The sequence below is a fragment of the Enterobacter sp. HSTU-ASh6 genome, assembly GCF_026319105.1.
GTDB classification, from domain to species: Bacteria; Pseudomonadota; Gammaproteobacteria; order Enterobacterales; family Enterobacteriaceae; genus Enterobacter; species Enterobacter sichuanensis.
In genome coordinates, this window is sequence record NZ_WSPD01000006.1 from 265,617 (window position 1) to 291,296 (window position 25,680).

General features: G+C 50.9%; 21 protein-coding genes. 11 read left to right on the plus strand and 10 right to left on the minus strand.

Features of this window, described 5'->3' with window-relative positions:
- Positions 1-26 precede the first annotated feature (26 nt).
- Complete coding sequence (locus GM298_RS10015; protein ID WP_094917823.1) at positions 27-848, plus strand: alpha/beta fold hydrolase; 822 nt, start codon at positions 27-29, stop codon at positions 846-848.
- Here the strand turns inward: GM298_RS10015 and GM298_RS10020 are convergent.
- Both GM298_RS10020 and GM298_RS10025 read right to left on the minus strand, forming a co-directional pair.
- A complete protein-coding gene (locus tag GM298_RS10020) occupies positions 811-2,232 on the minus strand; it encodes an MFS transporter (protein ID WP_266154040.1) in 1,422 nt (473 codons plus the stop codon). The genes GM298_RS10015 and GM298_RS10020 overlap by 38 nt on opposite strands.
- Before the next feature lie 50 nt (positions 2,233-2,282).
- Entirely contained in the window at positions 2,283-3,371 is a 1,089-nt protein-coding gene (locus GM298_RS10025) for a cellulase family glycosylhydrolase (RefSeq protein WP_262748528.1), read from the minus strand.
- A 185-nt stretch (positions 3,372-3,556) separates the two neighbouring features.
- Here GM298_RS10025 and GM298_RS10030 point away from each other — a divergent pair, with 185 nt between their 5' ends.
- On the plus strand, positions 3,557-4,564 hold the full coding sequence (locus GM298_RS10030) for a LacI family DNA-binding transcriptional regulator (RefSeq protein WP_266154041.1): 1,008 nt from the start codon (positions 3,557-3,559) through the stop codon (positions 4,562-4,564).
- On the opposite strand, the gene fosA is transcribed toward GM298_RS10030, so the two are convergent.
- Complete coding sequence (fosA, locus tag GM298_RS10035) at positions 4,550-4,975, minus strand: FosA/FosA2 family fosfomycin resistance glutathione transferase (protein WP_104557333.1); 426 nt, start codon at positions 4,973-4,975, stop codon at positions 4,550-4,552. The genes GM298_RS10030 and fosA overlap by 15 nt on opposite strands.
- A gap of 199 nt (positions 4,976-5,174) precedes the next feature.
- Between fosA and trpS the strand changes: the two genes are divergently transcribed.
- Positions 5,175-6,179: a tryptophan--tRNA ligase gene (trpS, locus tag GM298_RS10040; protein ID WP_266154042.1), complete on the plus strand. Its 1,005-nt coding sequence runs from the start codon at positions 5,175-5,177 to the stop codon at positions 6,177-6,179.
- A gap of 572 nt (positions 6,180-6,751) precedes the next feature.
- On the opposite strand, the gene GM298_RS10045 is transcribed toward trpS, so the two are convergent.
- From GM298_RS10045 to GM298_RS10055, 3 genes are read right to left on the minus strand one after another with little or no spacing between them, the layout of a single operon-like run.
- The gene (locus tag GM298_RS10045; RefSeq protein WP_208283766.1) at positions 6,752-7,249 is read right to left on the minus strand and encodes an Hcp family type VI secretion system effector; all 498 of its coding nucleotides are present in this window, start codon (positions 7,247-7,249) and stop codon (positions 6,752-6,754) included.
- 18 nt (positions 7,250-7,267) lie between these two features.
- A complete protein-coding gene (locus tag GM298_RS10050) occupies positions 7,268-7,600 on the minus strand; it encodes a DUF1493 family protein (protein WP_104556426.1) in 333 nt (110 codons plus the stop codon).
- Positions 7,594-8,052 (minus strand): STM2901 family protein, encoded by a 459-nt coding sequence (locus GM298_RS10055; RefSeq protein ID WP_266154043.1) that lies wholly within the window; start codon positions 8,050-8,052, stop codon positions 7,594-7,596. The genes GM298_RS10050 and GM298_RS10055 overlap by 7 nt, the downstream gene beginning before the upstream one ends.
- 521 nt (positions 8,053-8,573) lie before the next feature.
- Here GM298_RS10055 and guaD point away from each other — a divergent pair.
- Positions 8,574-9,953 (plus strand): guanine deaminase, encoded by a 1,380-nt coding sequence (guaD, locus tag GM298_RS10060; protein WP_266154044.1) that lies wholly within the window; start codon positions 8,574-8,576, stop codon positions 9,951-9,953.
- A gap of 343 nt (positions 9,954-10,296) precedes the next feature.
- The gene (locus GM298_RS10065; RefSeq protein WP_266154045.1) at positions 10,297-11,061 is read left to right on the plus strand and encodes a LecA/PA-IL family lectin; all 765 of its coding nucleotides are present in this window, start codon (positions 10,297-10,299) and stop codon (positions 11,059-11,061) included.
- Between the two features lie 117 nt (positions 11,062-11,178).
- Here the strand turns inward: GM298_RS10065 and GM298_RS10070 are convergent, their stop codons facing one another.
- The 3 genes from GM298_RS10070 to GM298_RS10080 are packed head-to-tail and all read right to left on the minus strand — an operon-like array spanning position 11,179 to position 12,525.
- Positions 11,179-11,625, minus strand: a complete 447-nt coding sequence (locus GM298_RS10070; protein ID WP_266154046.1) for a hypothetical protein — start codon at positions 11,623-11,625, stop codon at positions 11,179-11,181.
- A 9-nt stretch (positions 11,626-11,634) separates the two neighbouring features.
- Positions 11,635-12,000: a hypothetical protein gene (locus tag GM298_RS10075; protein ID WP_266154047.1), complete on the minus strand. Its 366-nt coding sequence runs from the start codon at positions 11,998-12,000 to the stop codon at positions 11,635-11,637.
- Positions 12,001-12,057: 57 nt separating this feature from the next.
- On the minus strand, positions 12,058-12,525 hold the full coding sequence (locus GM298_RS10080; protein WP_266154048.1) for a SymE family type I addiction module toxin: 468 nt from the start codon (positions 12,523-12,525) through the stop codon (positions 12,058-12,060).
- Positions 12,526-12,827: 302 nt separating this feature from the next.
- Between GM298_RS10080 and GM298_RS10085 the strand changes: the two genes are divergently transcribed.
- Positions 12,828-13,778, plus strand: coding sequence for an HNH endonuclease (locus GM298_RS10085; RefSeq protein ID WP_266154049.1), 951 nt, complete (start codon positions 12,828-12,830; stop codon positions 13,776-13,778).
- A 70-nt stretch (positions 13,779-13,848) separates the two neighbouring features.
- On the opposite strand, the gene GM298_RS10090 is transcribed toward GM298_RS10085, so the two are convergent.
- Positions 13,849-17,367 (minus strand): AAA domain-containing protein, encoded by a 3,519-nt coding sequence (locus tag GM298_RS10090; protein WP_266154050.1) that lies wholly within the window; start codon positions 17,365-17,367, stop codon positions 13,849-13,851.
- Between the two features lie 265 nt (positions 17,368-17,632).
- Between GM298_RS10090 and hsdR the strand changes: the two genes are divergently transcribed.
- From hsdR to GM298_RS10115, 5 genes are all read left to right on the plus strand, one after another.
- Entirely contained in the window at positions 17,633-20,074 is a 2,442-nt protein-coding gene (hsdR, locus tag GM298_RS10095) for an EcoAI/FtnUII family type I restriction enzme subunit R (protein WP_266154051.1), read from the plus strand.
- Positions 20,075-20,146: 72 nt separating this feature from the next.
- Positions 20,147-21,619 carry an N-6 DNA methylase gene (locus GM298_RS10100; protein ID WP_266154052.1) on the plus strand — a complete coding sequence of 491 codons (1,473 nt, stop codon included), beginning with the start codon at positions 20,147-20,149 and terminating at the stop codon, positions 21,617-21,619.
- Positions 21,619-23,394 (plus strand): restriction endonuclease subunit S, encoded by a 1,776-nt coding sequence (locus GM298_RS10105; protein WP_266154053.1) that lies wholly within the window; start codon positions 21,619-21,621, stop codon positions 23,392-23,394. The genes GM298_RS10100 and GM298_RS10105 overlap by 1 nt, the downstream gene beginning before the upstream one ends.
- Positions 23,395-23,404: 10 nt before the next feature.
- Positions 23,405-24,514: a nuclease gene (locus GM298_RS10110; RefSeq protein ID WP_266154054.1), complete on the plus strand. Its 1,110-nt coding sequence runs from the start codon at positions 23,405-23,407 to the stop codon at positions 24,512-24,514.
- 187 nt (positions 24,515-24,701) lie between these two features.
- Positions 24,702-25,448 carry a hypothetical protein gene (locus GM298_RS10115; RefSeq protein WP_266154055.1) on the plus strand — a complete coding sequence of 249 codons (747 nt, stop codon included), beginning with the start codon at positions 24,702-24,704 and terminating at the stop codon, positions 25,446-25,448.
- Positions 25,449-25,680: the final 232 nt, after the last annotated feature.

Genomic DNA, 25,680 nt, shown 5'->3' on the forward strand with positions numbered 1-25,680 from the left:
AACCATCACCTGTACAGGAACACACTATGGCAACGTTTAAGGCAAAAGACGGCACGCAGATTTACTACAAAGATTGCGGCGCGGGTAAACCGGTTCTCTTCAGCCACGGCTGGCCGCTGGATGGCGACATGTGGGATAGCCAGCTGAACTACCTGGCCGAGCGCGGCTTCCGCGCCATCGCCTTTGACCGTCGCGGCTTTGGCCGCTCGGATCAGCCGTGGAACGGCTACGACTACGACACCTTTGCGTCCGACATCAACGACCTGATCACCACCCTGGACCTGCAGGACGTGACGCTGGTGGGCTTCTCCATGGGCGGTGGCGACGTGACCCGCTACATCAACAACTACGGCAGCGCGCGCGTCGCCGGTCTGGCGCTGCTGGGCGCGGTGACGCCAATCTTTGGTAAATCTGCGACCTTCCCGCAGGGTGTGGATCAGAGCGTGTTCGACGGCATTCGCGACGGGCTGCGTAAAGATCGCGCCCAGTTTATCAGCGACTTTGCCACCCCGTTCTACGGCATCAACGCCGGGCAGACCGTCTCTGCCGGTGCCCTGACCCAGACGCTGAACATCGCCCTGCTTGCGTCCCTGAAGGGCACCATCGACTGCGTGACCGCGTTCGGCGAAACCGATTTCCGCCCGGATATGGCGAAAATCGACGTGCCGACGCTGGTCATTCACGGCAGCAACGACCAGATCGTGCCGTTTGAAAGCACCGGCAAGCTGGCGGCAGAGATGATCAAAAACGCCACGCTGAAGGTGTACGACAACGCGCCGCACGGCTTCGCGCTGACCCACCAGGACCAGCTCAACGAAGATCTGCTGGCGTTTGTGAAGTCCCTGTAATTTTCTGTAGGCCGGGTAAGGCGCAGCCGCCACCCGGCGCTTTCGCAGACGCGTTTCGCTCCGCCAGCAGCCGACAAATCTCCGCATGCTTCTCCTCGGTAAAGGTAAAGCGCGACATAAAGCCCATGCGGATCAGCGACCCAATCGCCGGCAGCAGGCAAATCCCGAAGAACAGCCCCGACAGCACGCCTTCGCTCTGGATTTGCGCCTGCGGCACGTAGCCGATAATCGTCAGAAACACGCCGATGAGCCCGCCGCCCACTGCCACCGACATCTTGCCGGTAAAGGTCTGCCCGGAGAAAGTGATCGCCGCGCAGCGCTTGTGGGTGTGGTACTCCGCGTACTCGATGGTGTCGGCAATCATCGACGAGGTAAGAATGTTGGTCATCATCACGAACAGCGTGCTCAGGCCGAGCAGAATAAACAGCATCGTCACCTGCTGATAGCCGACAAACCACATCACCACGCGCACCGCCACGTCCAGCCCGCAGAGGATCATAAACAGCTTCCGCTTCTGCATCCGGCGCGTCAGCATCGGGGCGACTAGGCACAGCACCGCCGCCACGATCCCCATCACGCCAATCGCCATCTGCAGACTGCCGTCGCCCAGGTTGTTGATAAAGAAGTAGATATAGAGCCCGCCCGCCACGTTGTGGAACACGCAGAAGAAGAACGACAGCAGGACGATAAACAGCGGCTTGTTCTGGCGCAGGTTGTGGAAGGTGTCGCGGATGGTCACCTTTTCCGGGCTCGGCGGCACGCGCTCTTTGATCTGCATAAAGCCGTTAAGCATCAGCGGCAGGCCCACCAGCATCATCACCAGCGCCGCCATAAAATAGCCTTTATCGTTGCTGTACTGGGCGAAAAACGCCGCCAGCTTCGGGAAGAAGATGTTGGCGCAGGCAATCCCGGCGTTCACCCCGAGCATCGCCGCCGTTACCGCGCGGGTACGCTGCCCGGAGTCGTTGGTCATCACCGACGACATCGACCAGAACGGGATATCGGAGATGGCGTACAGCGTTCCCCACAGGATATACGTCACCCCGGCGTAGAGGATTTTGGTGGTCATGTCCGCTTCGATTTTATAGAACGACAGCAGCGTGACGCCGGTGATCAGCAAAGGGGCGATCAGCAAAAAGTGGCGAAACTTGCCGAACCGGCTGTTAATGGTGTCCATGATGCTGGCAAACAGCGGATCGTGAACCGCGTCCCACGCGCGGGCAATCAGGAAGATGGTACTCGCCGCCAGCGCCGAGATCCCCAGCACGTCGGTGTAAAAATAGTTAATAAACGAACCCACTAAACCAAAGCTAAAACACTGACCTAAACCATAACCAAAATAAGACCACAACTCGCGAGACGGTATTTTCATTGTCATTGCCATTGTTATATGCCTGCCTGGTTGCCCGGCGGTGGACCGCCGGGTCGATATTATTAGTCCTGCGCCTGCGGGGCGATCTTGCGTAGCTGCTGCATCAGGGCGATTTCACGGCGCGAGAACGGAATGCCGTTCTCCTCAAACACGTCGTGGAACCAGAGGCGGCAGTAGTCCGTGGACTCCTTCATCACCACCGGCCACGGCAGCCACGTCTGGGTTTTGCCGCGCACCAGACCCCACTGGTACGGTGCGACCTTCGCCGCGTACATCAGCGGAAGCTGCTCTTCGATGGTGCTGCCCACGTGGCGCGCCAGCCATTCGGTGCAAAACAGCGGACGACCAAGCGCCTGCAGCTGCTGAATAATCGCCGTCATGCGCCCGGTGTGGGTGTAGGCGTGGAAGCTCACCACGTCCGAGAGCGCCAGCGCGGTCTGGTCCAGCGGATGCTGGAAGAACGTCTCGCCCTCCTCTTCCGGCGGCAGACGCCACGCGCAGACGGTGAGCGGCTGGGTCGGATCTTCTTCACGCACCCACTGGAATGCGAGCTTCATAAGCTTATGGGCGCAGGTCTCCAGCTTCGCGTCGTACTGCACTTCCTGCGTGCCGGTGGCGAAAATGCCGCGGTTGCCCGGCTCGTTGTAGAGATCCCACAGCAGCACGCGCCTGTCATCGCGAAACTGGCGGACAACGTCGCGGATATAGCGCTCAATCTGCGGCCAGCAGTCGGGATCGCACACCTTGTCGCGCCCCGGGCTCGCCGCCGCCTGGCTGTTGTGCTTGCCCGGCACGGGCGGCTTTTGCGGGCCGAGGTACGGCTCGTCGCCGGAGAAGCCGCAGTCGTCCATCAGGGTCAGCATGGTGCTGAAGCCGTGGCCGTCGGCAATCGTCAAAAAGCGGTCGATGCGCGCCATCAGCCCGTCGCGGTCGTGCTCCCAGACGATAAACGGCAGGTTGATGCGCAGGGTGTTGTAGCCCGCGTCCGCCGCCCAGCCGAGCTCGCGGTCAATGGTTGCGGCATCGAAGGTCTCTTCCTGCCAGATATCGGTCCAGTTCACCGCCGTCGACGGCAGATAGTTAAACCCGCACAGCCAGCCTTTTTGCTGATACCACGCCTGTGCCTGCTCCCTGCTCCACTGCTCTTTCATTACGCGTCCTCTTACTGATAATATTTAGCTAATAAATATTAGCTGCGGGATAAATGCGCAAATCACGGCGATAAGAAAAGCGACGCCCCTCACAAAGTTCACGCTTTGATGAATGAGAAACGTGATCGACGGCGCTAAAGCGTGCGGTTAGGGTATGATGCGAATTCGCGAAAGGGAGAGGACGGATGAAGCGAAAAACGAAAGTGACGATGAACGATATTGCGCGGGCGGCAGGGGTGTCGCAGGCGACGGTATCGCTGGTGCTTAACCAGTCCCGCAACATCAAGCTCAGCGACGACACCCGCCAGCGGGTGATTAATGTCGCTACCGAACTCGGCTACGACCGCCTCCCCGCCGTACACGCCCCGCGCAACCAGGAAGAGATCGCCCTGCTGGTGAGCTCCATGCAGAGCTTCGACCCGTTTATCGACGCCATCAGCCAGGCGCGGGAAGCGGCGTGGCGCAACGAGACGTTGCTCACCGTGTATGACTACGGCGACGACATCGAGCTGGCGCTGAACATCATCCGCCAGCTCGAGAAGCGCAACTGCATCGGGATTGTCCTCGCCTCCCCGGTCACCACGCTGGTGGACATGACGGCGTTTCAGGACTGCACCCGCATCCCGCTGGTGCTGCTCAACCAGCGCGACCCCGGCTCGCCGCTGCTGCCGTCGTTTATCCCGGACGACTACGCCAACGCCTTCCAGGTGACTAAACACCTCATCGCCTGCGGGGCCACGCGCATCGCCCACATTACCGGCGAGAGCTGGATGGAGGCATCCCGCCTGCGTCTGGCGGGCTACCAGGCGGCGCTGCAGCAGGCCGGACTCGCGTGCGACGATAATCTGGTGCGCCAGACCAACTGGCAGTTCAGCGAGTCCTTTACCGCCACCACCTCCCTGCTGGAACTGGCCGAGCGCCCGGACGCCATCTTCTGCGCCAGCGACTGGCTGGCGATTGGCTGCTATCAGGCGCTGGCGGTGAACGGCGTGCGCATCCCGCAGGATATGCTGCTGGCGGGCTACGACGACCAGAAGATCTCCGAGCAGCTCACCCCGCCGCTGACCAGTATCCAGCTGCCCTACAGCGAGCTGGGACGGCTGGCGGTGGAGTACCTGTGTAATCAGGAAGATGCCGCCACGCACGTGACGCTGGCGGGCAGGCTGAAGGTGCGCGCCTCAAGCCCCGTCTGAGGTAAACACCATGCCCGCGTAGGGCTTCTCGCGACACGCCGCCAGCCGCGCGGCGAGGCTGCCCACGTGCAGCTCCAGCTTGTGCCCGTCCGGGTCGAGAAAATAGAACGACGCCCCCTCGCTTTTATTCTGCTTCCAGACGGTGACGCCCGCCTGCTCCAGCCTGTGCGAGAACGGTTCAAAATCCGCTTCCGCCACGGTGAACGCGTAGTGGGTGTAGTCGCTCTCCTGCGGCGGCACGTACTGGCGCGCCTCGTCGTACGACAGGCAGACCCACAGATCGCCACAGGTGAGATAGGCCCCGGTATTCCAACGGGCGTGCAGCGTAAGCCCCAGCAGCTCGTGCCAGAAGGTGACGCTTTTTTGCAGGTCGCTGACCGCGAGGGTCAGGTGGTTGAGTGATTGCAGCATGACGTGCCCTTTTGTTTTTCGCGCCGGACGTGGTACGGTAAAGAGATGAACATAAACCACGCCGTACTCACCGTAAACCGCTGGTGGCTGCCTTCTTAAAGGCGGCACGGAGTAGTTTTTCCCATTTTCAGATAGCCGCCGAAAGGCGGCTTTCACATTTCTAAGACCCCTTTCGGCAACTGCACATTAAGGAGTCTTTATGAACACGCCAACCATCCTCACCGGCGACCGCCCAACCGGCCCGCTGCACCTCGGCCATTTCGTCGGTTCGCTGCGCCAGCGTGTGGCGCTCCAGCAGACGCACAATCAGTTTGTGCTGATTGCCGACCTGCAGGGGCTGACCGACAACGGCAGCAACCCGCAGAAGATCCGCGACAACATCCCCGAAGTGCTGGCCGACTACCTCGCCGCCGGCATCGACCCGAACCTGACCACCATCTGCCTGCAGTCCGCCCTGCCCGCCCTCGCCGAGCTGACGATGCTGTATATGAACATCGTCACCGTCGCCCGCGTGGAGCGTAACCCGACGGTGAAAAACGAGATTGCGCAGAAAGGCTTCGCCCGCTCGCTGCCGGTCGGGTTTATGGCCTACCCCATCAGCCAGGCGGCGGACATCACCGCGTTTAAGGCCGAGTGCGTGCCCGTCGGCGACGACCAGCTGCCGATGATTGAGCAGACCAACGAGATTGTGCACAAGATGAACAGCCTGCTGCCCGCCCCGGTGCTGCGCCACTGTAAGGCGATGCTGAGCGATACCAGCCGCCTGCCCGGCATCGACGGCAGCGCCAAGATGTCGAAATCGCTGGGCAACACGCTGCACCTTTCGGCCAGCGAAGAGACCATTCATCGAGCGGTGAGTGCGATGTACACCGACCCGAACCACCTGAAAGTGAGCGACCCGGGGCAAATTGAGGGGAACGTGGTGTTTACCTACCTCGACGCGTTTCATCCGGACAAGGAGAAAGTGGCGGCGATGAAGGCGCACTATCAGGCGGGCGGGCTGGGTGACCGGACGTGTAAGAACGAGCTGGAGGGGTGCCTGCAGGAGCTGATTGCGCCGATGCGGGAGCGGAGGGCGATGTATATGCAGGACAAGGGGGAGCTGATGGCGATGCTGAAGCGCGGGACCGAACGGGCGCAGGGGGTGACGCAGGAGACGTTGCGGGAGGTGAAGGTGGGGCTGGGGGTGCCGGTGTTTAGTTAAAGTCGATTTAGCGGTGGAGTGCGTGGAATTAGCATGAAGCCGCTAACTTGATTATTGCGGAAATAAGCGAGGAGCAAAAATTCTTAAATGCATTATTAGTCATCGTCGTTTGTCATTCTGTAAAGAGCGCTATATTCATAGACTCTTTATTTTTCAACCGTCTCGGCAAATGCTATGAGCAAGTTTATCATTTACATGTTAAATATATTATTTTGTGGTTATGTACTGGCTACATGCCTCATTTGTTTGATAAGTTTTGATAACTGTGAGGATCGCACAATCGCAATAATGCTCATATTGGGTAGTGCATAGCTTATAGCGACATTACTTAATCGGGTACTGCCTCATAAGTTACATATTTTAGGGGGGATAGCTCAACGAGTAGAAAGTCCGCTATTAGTGATTGGCGAAATTGTGCGTCTGAATGTGTTTGAACCCTGGCCAATCAAGATTATTGGGATGTTTGCGTGGGTTATTTTTATGATGTTTAGGCCATCATTTACGAAAAGAGATTAGTTATGATAATTCCTGCCCGCGCATACGAAACGCTGGCGGGCAAGTTCAATATAACGTTAAGCAGCAGAGCCAGAGGTTGGACGTTCATTCCACGCATCATGCGCTAACAAGTTACCGTCCTTATACAAATGGGTAATCTTCTCATAATTAAACGCCACTTCCTCCATATGCCCCGTCCCCGGACAGCCTCGGGTGTCGTACATGACTGGACTCAAAGAAATGACCTTAACGTTCTCGAGCGTGATTCGGTAATACTCCTCCTCTTGCCCGGAATAGTTAATATGGTAAAACCTGAATTCTGCCGTTTTAAGGGTCTGACCTGTTGCTGCCGCTTTGAACAGATAGGGCGAAGAGCTGTCCAGTTCCTTGGTAAACTGAAACGGCGAGTGTTGGCGAGTGCCGGTGACCTTTCCCGTTGCCGAATCGGTTGGCAGGCTGAGGTTATGCTGTAATCCTCTTAGCTCAATGCTTCCTTCCCTTTGTGCAACGTCACAAGAACCACAAATCATTGTGCCGCCGTCATTGGTTAAAAAGAGATGTACAGGTACGGCCATTCTATTGCTCCTTGCGTTTTAGTCGTATAACCATTTGCCCGCTTTTGCGGATTCGATAAGCATTCCAATGGTGAAATCGGGAACCATCACCACTGGGTATTTTTTGAATGGATTCCATGAAAAAGGCTCATCAGGGTAGTAGGTGTTTATGCTAAAATTCCCTCTATCAACATCAAATTCTTTAAAAAATTCTTCCATTAAATCTTCTGCCTCAGTGACATCAAGCTGCATGTCAGTATCCAAATCAGTTTTTGCATTCAGTAATTTCTGCTTCGCTTCGTTATTCATCAGATAAACGCCGTTATAGCGTCTGGCTAAGGCGTAGATGCGCTGCTCAATATCCTCTACCATAGTTTGTCACTGCCCCGCGCGATTCGATTATAATCACGTATTGCAGCATAGGTGATTAATGATACGTCAGCGCCTAATATCACCATGCCAACTAATGGAATCGTTCCTCCGATAAAGGTACTGATTTGTGAAACCATCCTACAGCGTACAGTCCATGGCGTGTACCCGCCAATCCATGTCGGGAGTTTGATGCCATACGGGAACTTTGCTTGTTTAAAATAACGCCTCATGGCTTTCGAGGCTCGAGACGTACCTTCTTTAGCTCCCGCGGGTTTCTTTCTGGTCTTCTGATTATTAGCACCGCTGTATAGCGCAGTAATTCCAGCGACATCGTCAATGCCAAAATGATCGGCAATTGATTCGCAGTAAATCATAAAGAAAAGGCCGCCAGCTGTGAGGTTTGTTCTACCAGCATAAAAATACGTTCCATTTAGTTCTTCGGTTGTGTCCATTCTTCCTCCGATGATTGCTCCAGGAAGAGATAATAAAAGCTGATAAAAATATATTTTGAGAGGCATATCTTATTTTAAAAAATATAAAACATTCATCTGAACACAACTATTCGTAGCTATTATTCATATTTATTATATTATACACAAAAAAAGGACTGTGGTGCCGGGTGCCTCCCGGTGAGCAAAGCCCGCATAATGACGTTAACCCATAAATTATGCCCCACCGCACAGGGGGATTCACCACAATAAAAAGTATATGAAAAAGGGAACGATAAAAAAGCGGTTCAATGAGTCGATAACGCATCGGTTATTGAACTACTTTGCCAAATAAGCGCCAGCAACTCCCGTTTATCATTTCAGCCTACCTTTATTATCCCCGCAAATACCGCAATAAGTGCCATTTTATTTACCCATCAATGAGTTGATGTATTTTGGTTTTATGCCAGGCTTTTTGAGCGAATAATAATGCATGACTTTGGAGTAATTTCCCTTTCAGCGTGATGATGAATAAGGACGACGATATGAACACCCTACACGCATTTCCCTGGCAGCAGGTTGTCAGTGCTCAAGGCTACACCGCGGAATCAAAGGACCGTGTGTCCCACTTTAGCGACACGCTGTTCTGTATCGATGGCAGCGGCACCATTGTCGATATTATACAGGGTGACAATAGCGCGTTCAGGCCCGTGCGGGATGCGGCCCGTAAGGCAGGTAAGCTTACCGAGCTCTCTTCAGACCAGTATCTGCTGCCGGGGCTGATCGATCTGCATGTCCACGCTCCGCAGTGGCCGCAGATGGGCAAGGCTCTGGATAAGCCGCTGGAAGAGTGGCTGAATGACTATACGTTCCCGCTGGAGGCTAAGTTCGCCGACATCGCCTTTGCCCGCCGCCACTACACGGAACTGGTCAATGCGCTGCTGGCGAACGGCACCACCACCGCCGTCTACTTCGCTACCCTGCACACGGAAAGCAGCGTGGAGCTGGCCCGCATCTGTCTGGAGCAGGGTCAACGGGCACTGATTGGCCGGGTGGCGATGGACGATCCCTCCCAGTGCCCTGACTACTACCGGGACGAAAGCGCGGCGACGGCCCTTGCCGAAACCCGCGAGTTTATTCGTGCCGTTGCATCGCTTCCCGGCAACACGGCAAAACGCGTGCTCCCGGTCATCACTCCACGGTTTATTCCGTCCTGTACGGATGCTCTGCTGGAAGGTCTTGGAGAGATTGCCACGGAGACGGGCTGCCACGTGCAGACCCACTGTTCGGAAAGCGACTGGGAACACGCTTACGTTAAACAGCGTTTAGGTAAAACGGATACCACGGCGCTGCGGGACTTCGGCCTGCTGACCAGAAAGACCGTACTCGCGCATTCAAACCATATCGAAGATGACGATGCTGACCTAATTAAGGAAACCGGGGCGGGCGTCGCGCACTGCCCTCTGTCCAACTTCTACTTTGCCAATGCAGTCTTCCCCCTGCGCGTTATGCTGGACCGCGGACTTAACGTCGGCTTAGGCACCGATATTGCGGGCGGCCACAGCCCTTCGGTATTTGATGCCTGCCGCCATGCCATGACCGCCAGTAAAGCCCTGAATGACGGCGTCGATGCCCGTATCGCCGCGGAACAGCGCGGCAGACCTGGCTCGGCGGTCAGCTTCCGGGAAGCGTTCTGGCTGGCGACCGGGGGTGCGGGAGAGGTGCTTGACCTGCGCGTGGGCAAACTGGCGGTCGGCTACCAGTTCGATGCTATTGTGATCGATACCCGAGCCGCCGGCAGCGACATTTATATTGATACGGCCGAGGACACACCGGAAGACCGGTTGCAGAAAATTATCTATAACGCCAGACATAATAATATCAGCCGCGTCTGGGTAGACGGCAGAGCCGTCAATATCCAATAGTCCTTCCACATAATAACCCCGCCCCTGAGAAAACACCTGTATTTTCTCAGGGGAATTACATCAGCTTTAATAATTACCTCATTTATGACACAACCGTTTTTTGCCAACGCGAATTAACTCAGATTTATCTTAAAAGGATAATACACAAACCCAGGCCTGAACGGTTTTTAGCAAAATAACGTCCATCAATCCGTGATTTTTATATTTGCCGTCACCGATAACCAACTCTACTCTGTCTACGTCACACGGTTGCATGCCGTTGATATCAGATGCCTATGATGACGCAGGGAATTATTAAGCCCTGCTGAAATACAATACACTGACATCCGAAGGGAGATAGAACATGTCTACAAAAAGCGCATGGTCTGGCGCAATTGATTCAACAAAAGAACAGGGTATTAATACCGGTCTGAAGGTCAACCAAGGCGATAAGATCACCATTATCGCTACGGGCCTGATCAAATATGGCAAGGAAGAATTTGCATGGGCTTACCCGGGCGGTAATGTTGGTAAGAACGGGCAAAAAAAGGATATTGCCATTCTCAAGGCGCGTTTTAGCGAGTCCGGGAAAAGCTACGATATCGGTACCGGTGTATATCAACTGGCCGCACCGGAAAGCGGTGAACTGAGATTATTCATTAGCGATTCATCTCACAGCGATAATACCGGTTCATTCCATGCGGATGTTTATCTGGGGAGTGATGAAGAACACACAATGCAAGACCCTGTTCAGTGGAAAGGCCACATTCCTGCAACCAGCAGTGAATGGGTGAAGACCGGGATCACCGTTCGCCAGGGCGACAGCATTCTGCTGGTTGCCGCGGGTCAGGCCCAGTATGACAGCCGCGGGCGCACCTTCGGACCGGATGGCGACAGCCAGCATCCTTCCGCTAAGGCGCCTGACCCGTCGTTTGTTCTGCCGGGTGCCATTGCAGGCGCGCTGTTGATTAAAATTGGCGATCAAATCTATTCCGTCGGTTCCGGCGGCAAGCCGTTGAAAGCCCCGACGGAGGGTGAAATCGCCTTTATTTTTAACGATACCAACAAGGCATCGGAATACGCCAATAACACGGGCGGTTATGACGTGAATTTGATCGTGACGCGTTAAAGTGATGCAGGGTGGAAATGAATGCAGATTCACTTTCACCCTGCCAGGAAGATATGCATGATTTTATGAAGCGCTATCACTTTCTCAGGCTGGGTAAATGAACGGAAGTAAATCAATTCAGGGATTCATCACTTTAGTCAGTTCAGCTTCCCCCGTCACAACATTAAAGTAAAGATAGAAAAGATCTCCGTTTAACCGTTCTGGCTTTGACCAGATTTCCTTTTCTCCCAGGCTGCGCTTTTCCTTCACGTATCCCAGCGTGGCGAGATACTCGCGCAGTGGCGCAATCCCGGTAGCCCTTTTAAAAACGATACTATTTGAAGGTGCATAACCCTCGCCTGGATGCGCCTCAAAATAGTAGTCTTCCGTTACTCTCGGGGCGTTTTCAATATCCTTGTCTGTCAGCGTGTGGTAGTGGAAAAAATCGTTTTCCGTATAAACGGTCGTCTCATCAGAACCGAATGCCACAAGCCAGACAAACAGCCATCCGAGGATTAATACCGTGGCAGCCGAAAGTAGGCGCCACTTCAGGACTTTAGACGGGATTGTCGAAAAAATCTTCAATGAAATATCTCATGCCCGTTTCAGGCTGCATATTTTTCGGATGACGAACATGAGTAGCGCGGTAACGACGACCATCATCCCACCGAGCACCCACAAGAATGATGGGTCTGCTTCACCATCAGCAAATCCCAAACCGGTACGATTTAAAAAATCATTGCTGGCTTGAGATAAGTAGTCAAGCAGGCCTCCAAGGGGGAACAGGACGATAAAGAAGGAGGCAACAAGGCATGCCAGGCCAATCAGGATATTATTTTTTAACTTTGCATGAAGCATAATCAGCCCTTCCTGTCGCTTTGCAGGGAATGTTACAACCGATTTATTGGGTGCACCAGCGGAGTTAGATAATTTATAAAAAATACGGACATGTGTATTCACGCCCGTATTAACTTATCCTTTTACATGATTAATGTAGGAATATTTTAGATATTATTCTTACTCTGCCAGACCAGTTCCGCGCTTCACCACAGGTATATCTCCAGTATCATTCAACGCCCCCGGAAACGTTTTTAACCACTGCGCGGCTTTCTGCTTATTAATATTCACCACGCTCATACCTTCCAGGCATCCCCATAATTCTCTTGTATGCTGAGGCGTAATCACAATGCAGTCTTTCATAGCGCGGATTTTCACCGGCATACCGTTGATAAAACCTGCACGGGTTAACCAGTCTCCGCCCAGCAGAAGATAATTCATGTCTATGCGTGCATACAGTTCGCAGCAGGCGGCTCTGTCCTGCGGCGTTTCCGCGCGGGGATGAACAGGCGCCGCGTTAGGCTGGTTGCCGTGAAGTCGGCGGGCGCTGTTTTTGCGTACCAGCTCGCGGTTTTCAATCATGCCGGTGAAAGCGTCTGATTCTGTTTTGCAAACAGTAAACTCTGGCTTAAAATTCGTCGCAGCCATATACAACTCCTTACTAGTTGGTTGTGGTTAGCGGTATGGGGGTGTTGCAGCACCTTCATATCGCGAATTCCTCGTTACATATTCTTTGAAACTTCCTTTCGCCGTTTTGCGTAATTTCTGGTGCTCATTATACAAGACTGAATATAAATACAGCGGTTTGGTGTGGGGTAAATTTGGAATTTGCGAGGAGGATTCAGGAAATAGTGTTATGTACGGTAATGTCATGTTTTTGTTGATTGTGGGTTGATTGGTCTGTGTTTTGCGAGCATCATCGCAAAACTACTGGCTCCTGTAACCGAACTATGACCATCGCAAAATCTCTTAGTCAAAAAATTGCCGGGATGAAAACAGCCTGGTACAACAAAGCACCAGCGTTGAATAAACCCTTACTTGTTCTGTACGTTCTTTCCCAGTACAAGAAAGGCCATGAGCGACTTTTCCAGTTTCAGGACGAAATACAAGATCAACTACGAGATTTGCTAAAACGCTACGGGCCAAAACGAAGCAACTATGAAGTTCTAATGCCATTCTGGCGGTTAAAGCATGATGGCTTCTGGGCACTGGAAGGAACAGACTCTGCACTACTTAAAAGCCCTGAGGAACCGAGGCTGAGGACGGTCTTAGATAACAACGTGCGCGGTGGCTTTGATGTTACCTCCTTTTTTCTATTACAAAATCAGAAACTCTTGGTCGATTCGCTCGCAAAACAGGTAGTTGTACAATATTTACCTATAGAATTTCACTCTGCGCTGTTCAAGGAACTAGGGTTTGAAACACCTGAGCCATTTGAGGTAAATGAAAACCCGAACGACCGAATCGCTCTCGTTCAACCAGGCATTGATATTATCACTCAGGATCTCGCGATAGACGAAACAACCCGAACAGCATTGATTCAGGCCAGAATCGGACAGGGTAATTTCCGGGCAGAGTGCCTGAGACTGTATCCCGCCTGTCCTGTAACCGGTATTACATTTCAGCCATTATTGAGAGCGAGCCATATCAAGCCCTGGTCCGCATGCCAAACTGCGAAAGAAAGATTAGATCCGTATAACGGTCTCATGCTTGCGGCTCATATTGATACTTTATTTGACTCTGGCTGGATTTCATTCGCTAACGAAGGTGACGTTCTGATAAGCAATCATCTTGATTTTGGTACATGCGACAAACTGAATTTACCAGAGAGGATCATTGCATTACCTAAACCCTCATACAATTACATGCAATGGCACCGACAAAATGTTTTTAAGGGTTAATAGACATGATTATATTAAACATTCTGAGCACCCTGTGATTTATAAGGGTGCTCAGGCACTTCATACCGTGTTATAACTGCCGCTGCTCAAGGCTGGAATAAATCGTTTTGATCTCAGCTTTTAAGCTATCACCGCGATAGACCATCGACGTATCGTATCGCTGGTATCTTTCATCTCGCGCGGCGCTAAACCAGTTAAAGGAACCGACGCAGAGCAGCCCCTCATCACCAACCACAATCTTACTGTGAACACGGTTGACCAGCTTCGTCGTGATACCCATTTCATTCAACTTTTCCAGGGCTTCATTCAGACGCTGATGTTTCTCTTTCCGCTTTTCAAAATCTGTATGCTCTGTATTAAAGGTTTTATCCGTTACTACAGTGATATCAATGCCCCGGGCGCGCGCCTGAGACATCGACGCCAGAAAACCTGTCTGTTCCAGCTTTTGCCAGGTGAGCCACGGAGAAACGATAGTAATACTCTGATTAATAGCGTCAAAAGTCTGGTTCAGAAACGCATCATGTTGCTCCACCCCGTGCAGGGTTGAAATCTGCGTTTGCGAAGTACTTAAATCCTGGCGCTCCTGAAACTCAAACTGCAATGCATTTTCAGTGGACGCAAAAAGATATTTTGCCAGCAGTCCCCGTGGTGACGATCCGGGTTGGATCTCAAACAGATCCATATCGCCAAAGACCAGGAAGCTATCTTTCGCACGCGAAACAGCAACGTTCAGCATGCTGCTGTCGCTGTCGATAAATCCGCCATCTTCATGTTTCGAATATACAGGAGAGAACAGCACAATTGCCCGTTCCGCTCCCTGTAAGGAGTGGACAGTACCGACTGTCAGCGAATTTTCATCACCACTACAATTAATATCTAGCTTTCGTAATGACGATTTAATCGTACTGACTTGTGCCGAAAATGGGGTAACAACCCCCACTACTTTATGTAAAGGTTTGCCATAATGACGCTCGATTTCCTCTTTGTGCGCCGCAAGCCACGCAGCTATCGTCTCAGCTTCAAAGGCGTTAAAACGGCTTCCTCCACTGGCCTGCATACCTTTACCATCAATATGCAAATATCCCATTGCAGGAAATATTGTCTCTTTTTCTTCCCCTCGTTTGGGCTGCAACTTACCGTGATAGCAGAGGGTGTTACAGTAGCCAATGATGTTATCGAAACAGCGACGGTGTTCGTACAGATACATCCCCCTCGCAAAGTCCGGATCATATTGATAACGCGAGTTAAACTGGGCGATCTTCATGACACTGCCAGATGCAGCACTCTTTCCTGAGTCACACACCAGGGCATAAGATTCGGCAAGTTCTTTTTGAGTACCACCAGGAAGGATATTCTCCTCAACCATGTTGCCGATATCAATACCGGGCAAACTATTCCAGATAGGCGCAATCTGCTCTGTGTCACCAATCACCAGGGCTTTCTTCGCCAGTGCGAAGGAGGCTGCGGCAACCTCAGGAAGCACCTGTCCCGCTTCGTCGACAATTAGTAAATCGGCAAAGTTATATAAATAGTTATCGTCGAATTTCTTATTGCCGCCGACAAATTCGCTGGTTTTCATATGGTAAGGAAACATGAAGCACGTCATGACTACACAGGGGGTTAGCTTCATTCTACGCTGCCAGCGGGCCTTTGTACTTTTCGCACCAGTACGACCTTTTTCCTTTTGAATATTATCTATGGCAGCCATATCCATCAGCCACCGACCTTCCCAGTAATGCGTCGCCAGCAAAAACGCCGGGAAACGGAGCCGTGTATCGGCAAGTTCATCGGCTTCGCGCAGACTCAACTCTGGTTCGCCAGGATTTCCCAGTGAGCGAGTAATCTCGCGCCAGCGTATAGCTGCTTCGCTTTCACGTCGGGAGATGTCCTCAGCAAGATCCATTTGCTGCTGATACCCGGCCTGCTCTTTACGCGTTTGCTCAATCAGGCCATTGATAAAGGCATCAATTCCATCGGGCAGAGCGCCCTGGAATGCTGTCATTCTTTCGCCAAACGTAGCCTCTAAAAACAGCTTCATTTGATAGTGACGCTTAGTACGCACGGCGGGAAGCCAGGAGAAGAGAGCGAACATGAACGACTCACCGGCGCGATATTGTTCCCACTGTTTTTTGCCCTGCGTTAATAGCGAGATTTCATTTGTGCTATTAAGCAGTGACGTTCTTTTATCCTCAATATACTGTTCGAGATCGTCGCTGACGGCGCTCCGCTCCTCGCGGATGGCGTTCAGGGCGTCCCACGCAGGCTCGATTTGCTCAAGCTCTGCAGAGAGTTCAACTAAACGCTGATGCAAGAGATCCACAACCTGTTCAGGTGAATGGCATTCCACAGTCGGAAATGCTGCACTTGCCTTTTCAAGGAAAAAGAACCGGGCATCTTCTACATATTCAAGGGATTCAACGCGGTTAAAAAAGTCTTCCGTCTGGTATTTTTTTGCTGCCTCGGCTTTTCGGCTTGAAGACGGGAAGTAAGCGCCAAAGCTTTTTACATCAGGTAACCAACGTCCGGCCATAGGCCCGCTGCCGGTAGCAAAATCTTTTCCGAACGCCTCAATAATGTTGGTAACCGCCTGGTTGTTGGTTGAAGTCGCAATCACCACTGGTGGTTCAGTTTTGTTAAGCGCCGCCCTCGCCCACTCCGTGGCAATGATAGAGAGCACCAGTGTGGTTTTTCCGGTTCCCGGAGGACCGTTGACGGCAAGAATATCGCCCGGCTGCTGAGTGAGATAATGGCTCAGGGCATCGCGCTGTGCGACAGCCAGAGGAAATTTGTCGCCAGAATGGCCCAGACGCTCAGTGAACATGGCATTACTGGCAAGGAGCGGCTCAACAGGAGATTTATCCTTTGAGGCAAAGCGTGCCAGTAATGGCACCTCTTTTTTGCACGACAGTAAATGATCGTACATGGGCAGAATATGAATGCTGGCGCCGCCAGACTGGTTGGCTTTAATCACATAGCCATATCCAGCCGGCTCATATTGCTCTGGTGCATCGAGCCATTTCCCGGCCACACTTTTTAAAAGTTCATTTGTCTCTTTAAGGTACATTTGCCACAACTGCTTATAGCGAGCATATCGTTCCACCTGCTGTTCGTCTGTTTCCTCGCGCTGTTCATCCTCATCTTCGGGACCAAAAGTGACCGAATCATGTGTGGTTTTGTACCTGTCATATTCTGTCATCTCACCAATAGAAAAGGTGCCTTTAGGGAGAGGTTCAAGCAGGTCACGGGGAATGGTTGCAGGAGATGCGGGGAACAAAAAGCCCTCTCGGTTTAACAGTGCGGAAGTAACCAGAGGCGTAACTATACCTGGTGCGCCTGCCGTCCGTTCCTTGCCATGCTTTAACAGGCGGATCCATACCTGCGGTCGTAACATTACCTCGACGGTCTTAACCTGCTCGTCTTCGCCCTCGAAGAACGCTTGCACGATCTCTTCATCCAACCTGCCCCGATCGACATTCATCCACTGAGTAAATGACTCTTCATCTTTGCGCTCAAATGCCCCTTTTCCAGACTCGGCGTCAGCTAAGGTATTACGCCAGTATGAAGTGAATCCCTGAGTGTTACTGTCCATTCCCCATCCCGTGACTTAAATGAAATTATTGATTTAGTTGATATAAACGCCTCATATGATTAAGTATTGTCCACGTTGTGAGCACGATCGCAATAAATTGTTAGTAACAAACATGTAGTAAGTTCTTAAACGTGAAAAATACTAATAGTTCGAATTATCCACCTTAATTTTGCCAGTTGTTCCCCAAAACACCTGATCAGCTCATTACCTGATACATTAATCTGTGTAAAATCAGAGCTAATCCTATTTCGTTGAGAGCTCTGCTATGGTTGGCGAAAACAAAACTCATCTGACGGAAACAGACATTATCACCAAATATATCCTGCCTGCCGTCAAGACCGCAGGCTGGGATGTCATGTCACAAGTTCGTCAGGAAGTAAAACTGCGCGATGGCAAAATTGTAGTGCGTGGCAAACTGGCCTCACGTATCAAAGTTAAATCCGCCGACATCGTGCTGTACCACAAGCCGAACTTGCCGTTGGCAGTGATCGAAGCTAAGGCCAATAAGCACGCCATCAGCAAAGGAATGCAGCAGGGTCTGGACTACGCCAGCTTGCTTGATGTGCCTTTTGTGTTTGCCTCCAATGGTGATGGTTTCATCTTCCACGATAAAACCAACCCGCAGCAGCTCGAATCCGAAATTGCCCTCAGCGATTTCCCAACACCTGAGCAGCTCTGGCAAAAATACTGTGACTGGAAAGGGTTCACTCAGGAACAATTGCCCGTTATTAGTCAGGATTATTACGATGACGGTAGCGGGAAAGCTCCTCGTTACTATCAGATGCAGGCGATTAACCGAACGGTAGATGCCGTATCGGCTGGAAAAAATCGCATTCTGCTGGTCATGGCAACCGGTACGGGTAAAACGTATACCGCATTCCAGATTATCTGGCGGCTGTGGAAGGCCAAAAACAAAAAACGCATCCTCTTCCTCGCCGACCGCAATATTCTTGTCGATCAAACTAAAAATAATGATTTCCAGCCTTTCGGTACAGCAATGACCAAAGTTACCGGACGTACCATTGATCCGGCGTACGAGGTCCATCTTGCGTTATACCAGGCTATTACCGGACCGGAAGAACATCAGAAAGCCTATAAACAGGTAGATCCAAATTTCTTCGACCTGATTGTGATTGACGAATGCCACCGTGGCAGCGCGTCTGAAGATTCAGCCTGGCGAGAGATTCTGGAATATTTCGGCAGCGCCACACAGGTTGGCCTGACGGCGACGCCAAAAGAAACGGAAGACGTCTCCAATATCGATTACTTCGGTGAGCCGGTTTACACCTATTCTCTCAAAGAGGGTATTGAAGACGGTTTTCTCGCCCCCTATAAAGTTGTGCGCGTTGATATCGATGTTGATGTTCAGGGCTGGCGGCCCGTCAAAGGCCAGCTGGATAAATATGGCGAAGAGATTGAAGACCGCATCTATAACCTGAAAGATTTTGACCGCAAACTGGTCATTGATGAACGCACCATGCTGGTTGCGCAGACCATCACCGATTACCTGAAACGCACCAATCCGATGGATAAAACCATTGTTTTCTGCAACGACATCGATCACGCCGACCGCATGCGCCACGCGCTGGTGGTGCTCAACCCTGAGCAGGTATTGAAGAACGAAAAGTACGTGATGAAAATCACCGGCGACGATGACATCGGCAAGGCGCAACTCGATAACTTTATTAATCCTAAGAAAGCCTACCCCGTTATCGCGACAACATCAGAGCTGATGACAACCGGCGTTGATGCGCAGACCTGCAAGCTGGTCGTACTGGATCAGAACATCCAGTCGATGACTAAATTTAAACAGATCATCGGGCGCGGCACACGTATCAACGAAAGGCACGGCAAGCTGTGGTTCACCATACTCGACTTCAAAAAAGCGACCGAGCTGTTTGCCGACCCACGCTTTGACGGTTTGCCGGAAAAAGTACTGGTGGTTAAACCCGACGATATCTCCGATGAAAGTTCCGACTTCAATGAGTGGCTGGAAGAAGAAACCCTTAATGATGATGTCGATAAACCTGCCAGTGAAGTGCGAGAAGCCGCTGCTGAGTATCACGTTAACCGCGACAACCATTCCGGAAACGCTGAATTTCATAGCGATGATGCAGATAAAGTCCGCAAATTCTATGTGAATGGCGTGGATGTAAAAGTGCTGGCTAAGCGCGTTCAGTATTACGATTCTGATGGCAAACTGGTGACTGAATCTTTCCAGGATTACACCCGCAAAACGATGCTCAAAGATAGCGAATACGCCTCACTGGATAGCTTCGTGCGCAAATGGCAGGATGCACCACGCAAACAGGTGATCATCGAAGAACTGGAGCAACTGGGGATTCTGTGGGACGTGCTGGCCGAAGAGGTGGGTAAAGATCTCGACCCGTTTGATTTGCTCTGCCATGTGGTGTACGGTCAGCCGCCGTTAACCCGGCAGGAACGCGTGGCCAATGTGCGTAAGCGCAATTACTTCACCAAATACGCCGAGCCAGCACAGCAGGTACTTAACACGTTGTTGGATAAATACGCCGATGAAGGGGTTCAGGAAATTGAGGACGTTCAGGTACTCAAACTGAAGCCGTTCGATACGCTGGGTCGTCCGATAGAAATCATCAAAACCCGCTTTGGTGACAAAAAGGCGTATGAGCAAGCCGTTAATGAACTGGAAAATGAAATCTACCAGTTACCGCCACGCTCAGCCTGATAACGTATAAATACATTGCCACTGGCCGCGTCTGCGACCGGTGGCATCCTTTTTTAAGTATGGAAAGAAAACATGTCGATTAGCTCAGTCATTAAATCCCTTCAGGACATTATGCGTAAAGACGCCGGTGTGGACGGCGATGCCCAGCGTCTGGGGCAGCTTTCATGGCTGCTGTTTTTGAAGATTTTTGATACCCAGGAAGAAGAGCTGGAACTGGAGCAGGATGACTACCAGTTCCCGATTCCCCAGCGCTATTTATGGCGTAGCTGGGCGGCGAACAGCGAAGGCATCACCGGTGATGCGTTGCTGGAATTTGTGAACGACGACCTGTTCCCGACGTTGAAAAACCTCACCGCGCCGATCGATAAGAACCCGCGTGGCTTTGTGGTCAAACAAGCGTTCAGCGATGCCTACAACTACATGAAAAACGGTACGCTGCTGCGCCAGGTGATCAACAAGCTCAATGAAATCGACTTCAGCAGCAGCCAGGAACGTCATCTGTTTGGCGATATCTACGAACAGATCCTGCGCGACCTGCAAAGCGCCGGTAACGCGGGCGAGTTCTATACCCCGCGTGCGGTGACGCGTTTTATGGTCAACCGCATCGATCCGAAGCTTGGCGAGTCGATTATGGACCCGGCATGTGGTACCGGCGGCTTCCTTGCCTGCGCGTTCGACCATGTGAAAGAGCATTACGTTAAAACGACCGAAGACCATAAAACGCTGCAAAAACAGATTCACGGCGTAGAGAAAAAGCAGCTCCCGCACCTGCTGTGTACTACCAACATGCTGCTGCACGGCATTGAAGTGCCGGTGCAAATCCGTCATGACAACACGCTCAACAAGCCTCTCTCTTCCTGGGATGAGCAGGTTGATGTGATTGTCACCAACCCGCCGTTTGGCGGCACCGAAGAAGACGGTATTGAGAAAAACTTCCCGGCAGAGATGCAGACCCGTGAAACCGCTGATCTGTTCCTGCAACTGATTATCGAAGTGCTGGCTGACAAAGGCCGCGCGGCGGTGGTGCTGCCGGACGGTACGCTGTTTGGTGAAGGCGTAAAAACTAAAATCAAAAAACTGCTCACCGAAGAGTGCAACCTGCACACCATCGTGCGGTTGCCGAACGGCGTGTTTAACCCGTACACCGGCATTAAAACCAATATTCTGTTCTTCACCAAAGGCCAGCCAACTAAAGAGGTATGGTTCTACGAGCACCCGTACCCGGATGGGGTGAAGAACTACAGCAAAACCAAACCGATGAAGTTTGAAGAGTTCCAGGCGGAAATCGACTGGTGGGGGAATGAAGCTGACGATTTTGCCAGCCGCGAAGAAAACAACCAGGCGTGGAAAGTGGGCATCGACGACATCATTGCCCGCAACTTCAACCTTGATATCAAGAACCCGTATCAGGGTGAAACCATCAGCCACGATCCGGATGAGCTGCTGGCGCAGTACCAGACGCAGCAGGCGGAAATCGGCGAGCTGCGTAACCAGCTGCGCGATATCCTCGGAGCCGCGCTGGCGGGCAACAAGGGGGCGAACTGATGGCCGTTGAGAAACTGATCACCGACCACATCGATATCTGGTCCTCTGCACTGCAAACCCGCTCCATGGCCGGGCGCGGCAGTAACGGTAAAATCGACCTCTATGGTATTAAGAAACTGCGCGAGCTGATTCTGGAACTAGCGGTGCGCGGCAAACTGGTACCGCAGGACCCGAATGATGAGCCAGCGTCAGAGCTGTTAAAGCGTATTGCCGCAGAGAAAGCGGAGCTGGTAAAGCAGGGTAAAATTAAAAAGCAGAAGCCGTTGCTTAGGATTAGCGAGGATGAAAAGCCGTTTGAGCTGCCGGAGGGGTGGGAGTGGATCACTTTAAGTGAGATTGCCACGATTAATCCAAAGATAGAAGTAACAGATGATGAGCAAGAAATTTCTTTTGTCCCAATGCCATGTATTTCTACCCGATTTGATGGTGCTCATGACCAAGAAATAAAAAAATGGGGTGAGGTGAAGAAAGGCTATACGCATTTCGCGGACGGGGATATTGCGTTAGCAAAAATAACACCTTGCTTTGAAAATAGTAAGGCGGTGATTTTTAAGGGGTTAAAAGGTGGTGTTGGAGTAGGTACAACAGAATTACATGTTGCTCGTCCGATAAGTTCAGAGCTAAACCTTCAATATATTCTTCTTAATATAAAATCACCTCATTATTTAAGTATGGGGGAATCAATGATGACTGGTTCTGCCGGTCAAAAACGAGTCCCAAGAAGTTTCTTTGAAAACTATCCAATACCGTTTCCACCAAATACAGAGCAGGCCAGAATAGTAGGGACTTTTTCGAAACTAATGTTCCTCTGCGACCAACTGGAACAGCAATCTCTAACCAGTCTGGACGCACATCAGCAACTGGTGGAAACCCTGCTGGCGACGCTGACCGACAGCCAAAATGCCGAAGAACTCGCCGAAAACTGGGCGCGAATCAGCCAGCATTTCGACACGCTGTTTATCACTGAGGCGAGTATCGACGCGCTTAAGCAAACCATTCTGCAACTGGCAGTGATGGGAAAACTGGTACCGCAAGATCCTAACGACGAACCGGCTTCCGAATTGCTTAAACGTATTGAGGAGGAAAAAGCGAAACTGGTGAAAGAAGGAAAAATCAAAAAACAAAAGCCGTTGCCGCCAGTGGGTGATGAAGAAAAACCTTATGCATTGCCGGTTGGGTGGGAGTGGTGTCGCTTTGAAGATGTTGTAGATATTCAAAGTGGAATAACCAAGGGTAGAAATCTTGCAGGGCGAACGCTTATATCGGTCCCTTATCTCCGCGTAGCAAATGTACAAAGAGGTTATCTTCAACTATCAGATATTAAAAGTATTGAAATTCCCGTTGAGGAAAAAGATAAATATCATGTTCAAAAAGGTGACTTGTTAATAACAGAAGGCGGTGATTGGGATACCGTTGGCAGAACTGCTGTTTGGACTGATGCCACATTTTATGTAGCTAACCAAAATCATGTTTTTAAGGCTAGACCACTCGTTAATGAGTTGAACGTTAAATGGCTTGAGACATTTATGAATTCGTCTGTATCACGAGATTATTTCGCAGGCGCTAGCAAGCAAACAACAAACTTGGCGTCAATAAATAAAACTCAGCTTCGCGGATGTTTTATTGCATTACCTCCAATTAGTGAGACAAGCAGAATTTTAGATCAATACATATCACTTCTGAATGTTTGCGACACCCTCAAATCCCGTCTGCAATCTGCCCAGCAGACGCAACTCCATCTCGCAGACGCTCTCACAGATGTGGCCCTGAGCTAAGGAACAGACGATGCCGGTTCATCATGCTATCTGGCGGGTAGGAGAGACTCCCCAGCCGCTAACCATCAGCAAACTCCCCAGCGAGCAACTGCTGGAGAAGATGATTTTAAACGATCCCACCATCCTCTCCGATCAATGGATGATTATGGGTCATCAGGAAAATACGCTCGATAAAGGGCGTATCGATCTGCTGGCTATCGCGCCCGATGCCTCGCTGATCCTGATTGAGCTTAAGCGCGATCGCACACCGCGTGAGGTAGTCGCGCAGGCGCTGGATTACGCTTCTTGGGTGGATGATTTAACCGCCGATCGCCTGTCGCAGATTTATGAAAAATTTTCTGGTGGCGGAAATCTAGGTGAGGCATTTAAGCAACGCTTTAATGCCGAACTGGAAGAGGAGTCGCTTAACCAGTCGCATCAAATCATTATTGTGGCAGCAGAGCTGGATCCCTCCACTGAGCGAATCGTCGACTATCTGAGTAAGAATGGTATTTCGATTAACGTTCTGTTCTTTAAAGTGTTCCAGCACGGTGACGAACAGTTCTTAAGTCGTGCCTGGCTTATCGATCCGAGCGAAACGCAAACAAATGCCGCGCAGGCCACTGCCGGAACAAGTGCCAATGCTAAGGAACCCTGGAATGGCGAGTTTTATGTCTCGTTCGGCGATCCGCAAAGCCGCGTCTGGGAAGAGGCACGTCGATATGGCTTTATCAGTGCGGGGGGTGGAAGCTGGTATAGTCAGACTTTAAAACAGCTTCAGCCGGGCGACCGCATTTGGGTAAAAATCCCAGCAACGGGTTACGTTGGAGTTGGTATTGTTCAGAGCGCAGTTGAACCAGCCAGCAGCTTTACGATCAAAACGGAACACGGCGAAATGCCTGCAATAGATGTTCTTAAATACAGCGATCTGTATCGCCAGAATGCAGACGATCCCGACAAATCAGAATATTTTGTTCCTGTGAAATGGCTGGAAACCCGATCCGAACTCGAAGCGGTGAATGAGGTAGGTTTCTTTGGCAACCAAAACACGGTCTGTAAGCCAACGACTCCCAAATGGCGTTTTACTGTGGAAAAATTGAAGCGCTATTTCACGCAATGGGACACAAGAAATAAGTTGTAAAAGAGACATGCAAAGCTCTTTTAAATACCGTAACACTGCAAAGTAAGGCGTGTTGAGAGCCTTACTTTGCAAACGGTAACGATTAAAACCTTCAATAACCGTAATACATTGCCGATCGGTTATCTTTAATGATAGTGTCATTATGCTGATATACATATTTGTCTTAGGTATCAAAATGGAGGGGATAATGAGCGATGTGTTTATCGATAGAACCAAAAGAGCAATACAAGACAGGGCTGGAAACAGATGTTCAAATCCTGATTGTAGAGTGCTAACTTCTGGACCTAATGCGCATCCAGAGAAATCAACTAAGACTGGCGTTGCAGCTCATATTACTGCCGCTTCTCCAGGTGGTGCAAGATTTGACCCATCACTGACACCTGAACAACGGCGGTCAGCAGAAAATGGTATTTGGTTATGCCAAAATTGTGCCCATTTCATTGATACGGATTATTTAAAATATCCAGTGCAACGTTTATATAGATGGAAAGCTCAAGCCGAATTTGAAGCGGAATGCGAAGTTAAACGCCTCCCTAGAAAAGAAGCAACCATTAATGAACCACATTACCATGATAATCAAGAAGATGGATGGATTTGCCCTTTTTGCGGAACCGTTGTGGGGCCAGGAAAATTTGTTTGCCTGGGATGTCAGGCAGAAGTAGTACCTGGTTTAACTAAAAATGAACGTATCGAACTAGCTAAAACGGGAATGATAGCTGGCCTCGCATTATCCGCTATATTTCTATATATAATCCCAAGTTGGATTCTATCATATTTCAAATTATCAATTTCAGTTCAAGGGAATAAATTAATAATTGTATTAATATTTATAAGCGCAATCATTTCATTTTTATGTGCAAGAGGATTGGTATATTTCTCTGAAAAATCAAGGAAGCAATCCCCCCCCAGGTTTTTCCGCAGTTCAGTCAGATAACCCTCATGATAATGGCACCTTTTCAGAGGATCTAATGCTAAAATGATTCTCTGTACAAAGCGCTAAAGTACTGGTTGGCCGTCGAGAAAAATTAATTATGGTGTTCATGATAATGAGAGACTAATGGCCTCAGGATTCAGGTCTTACACGGCCACGCTTGATGATCAACCTAAAAATTCACACCCAAACAGAAACTGATCTATCCCACAGACATGCTGTAGACCGTTCACCG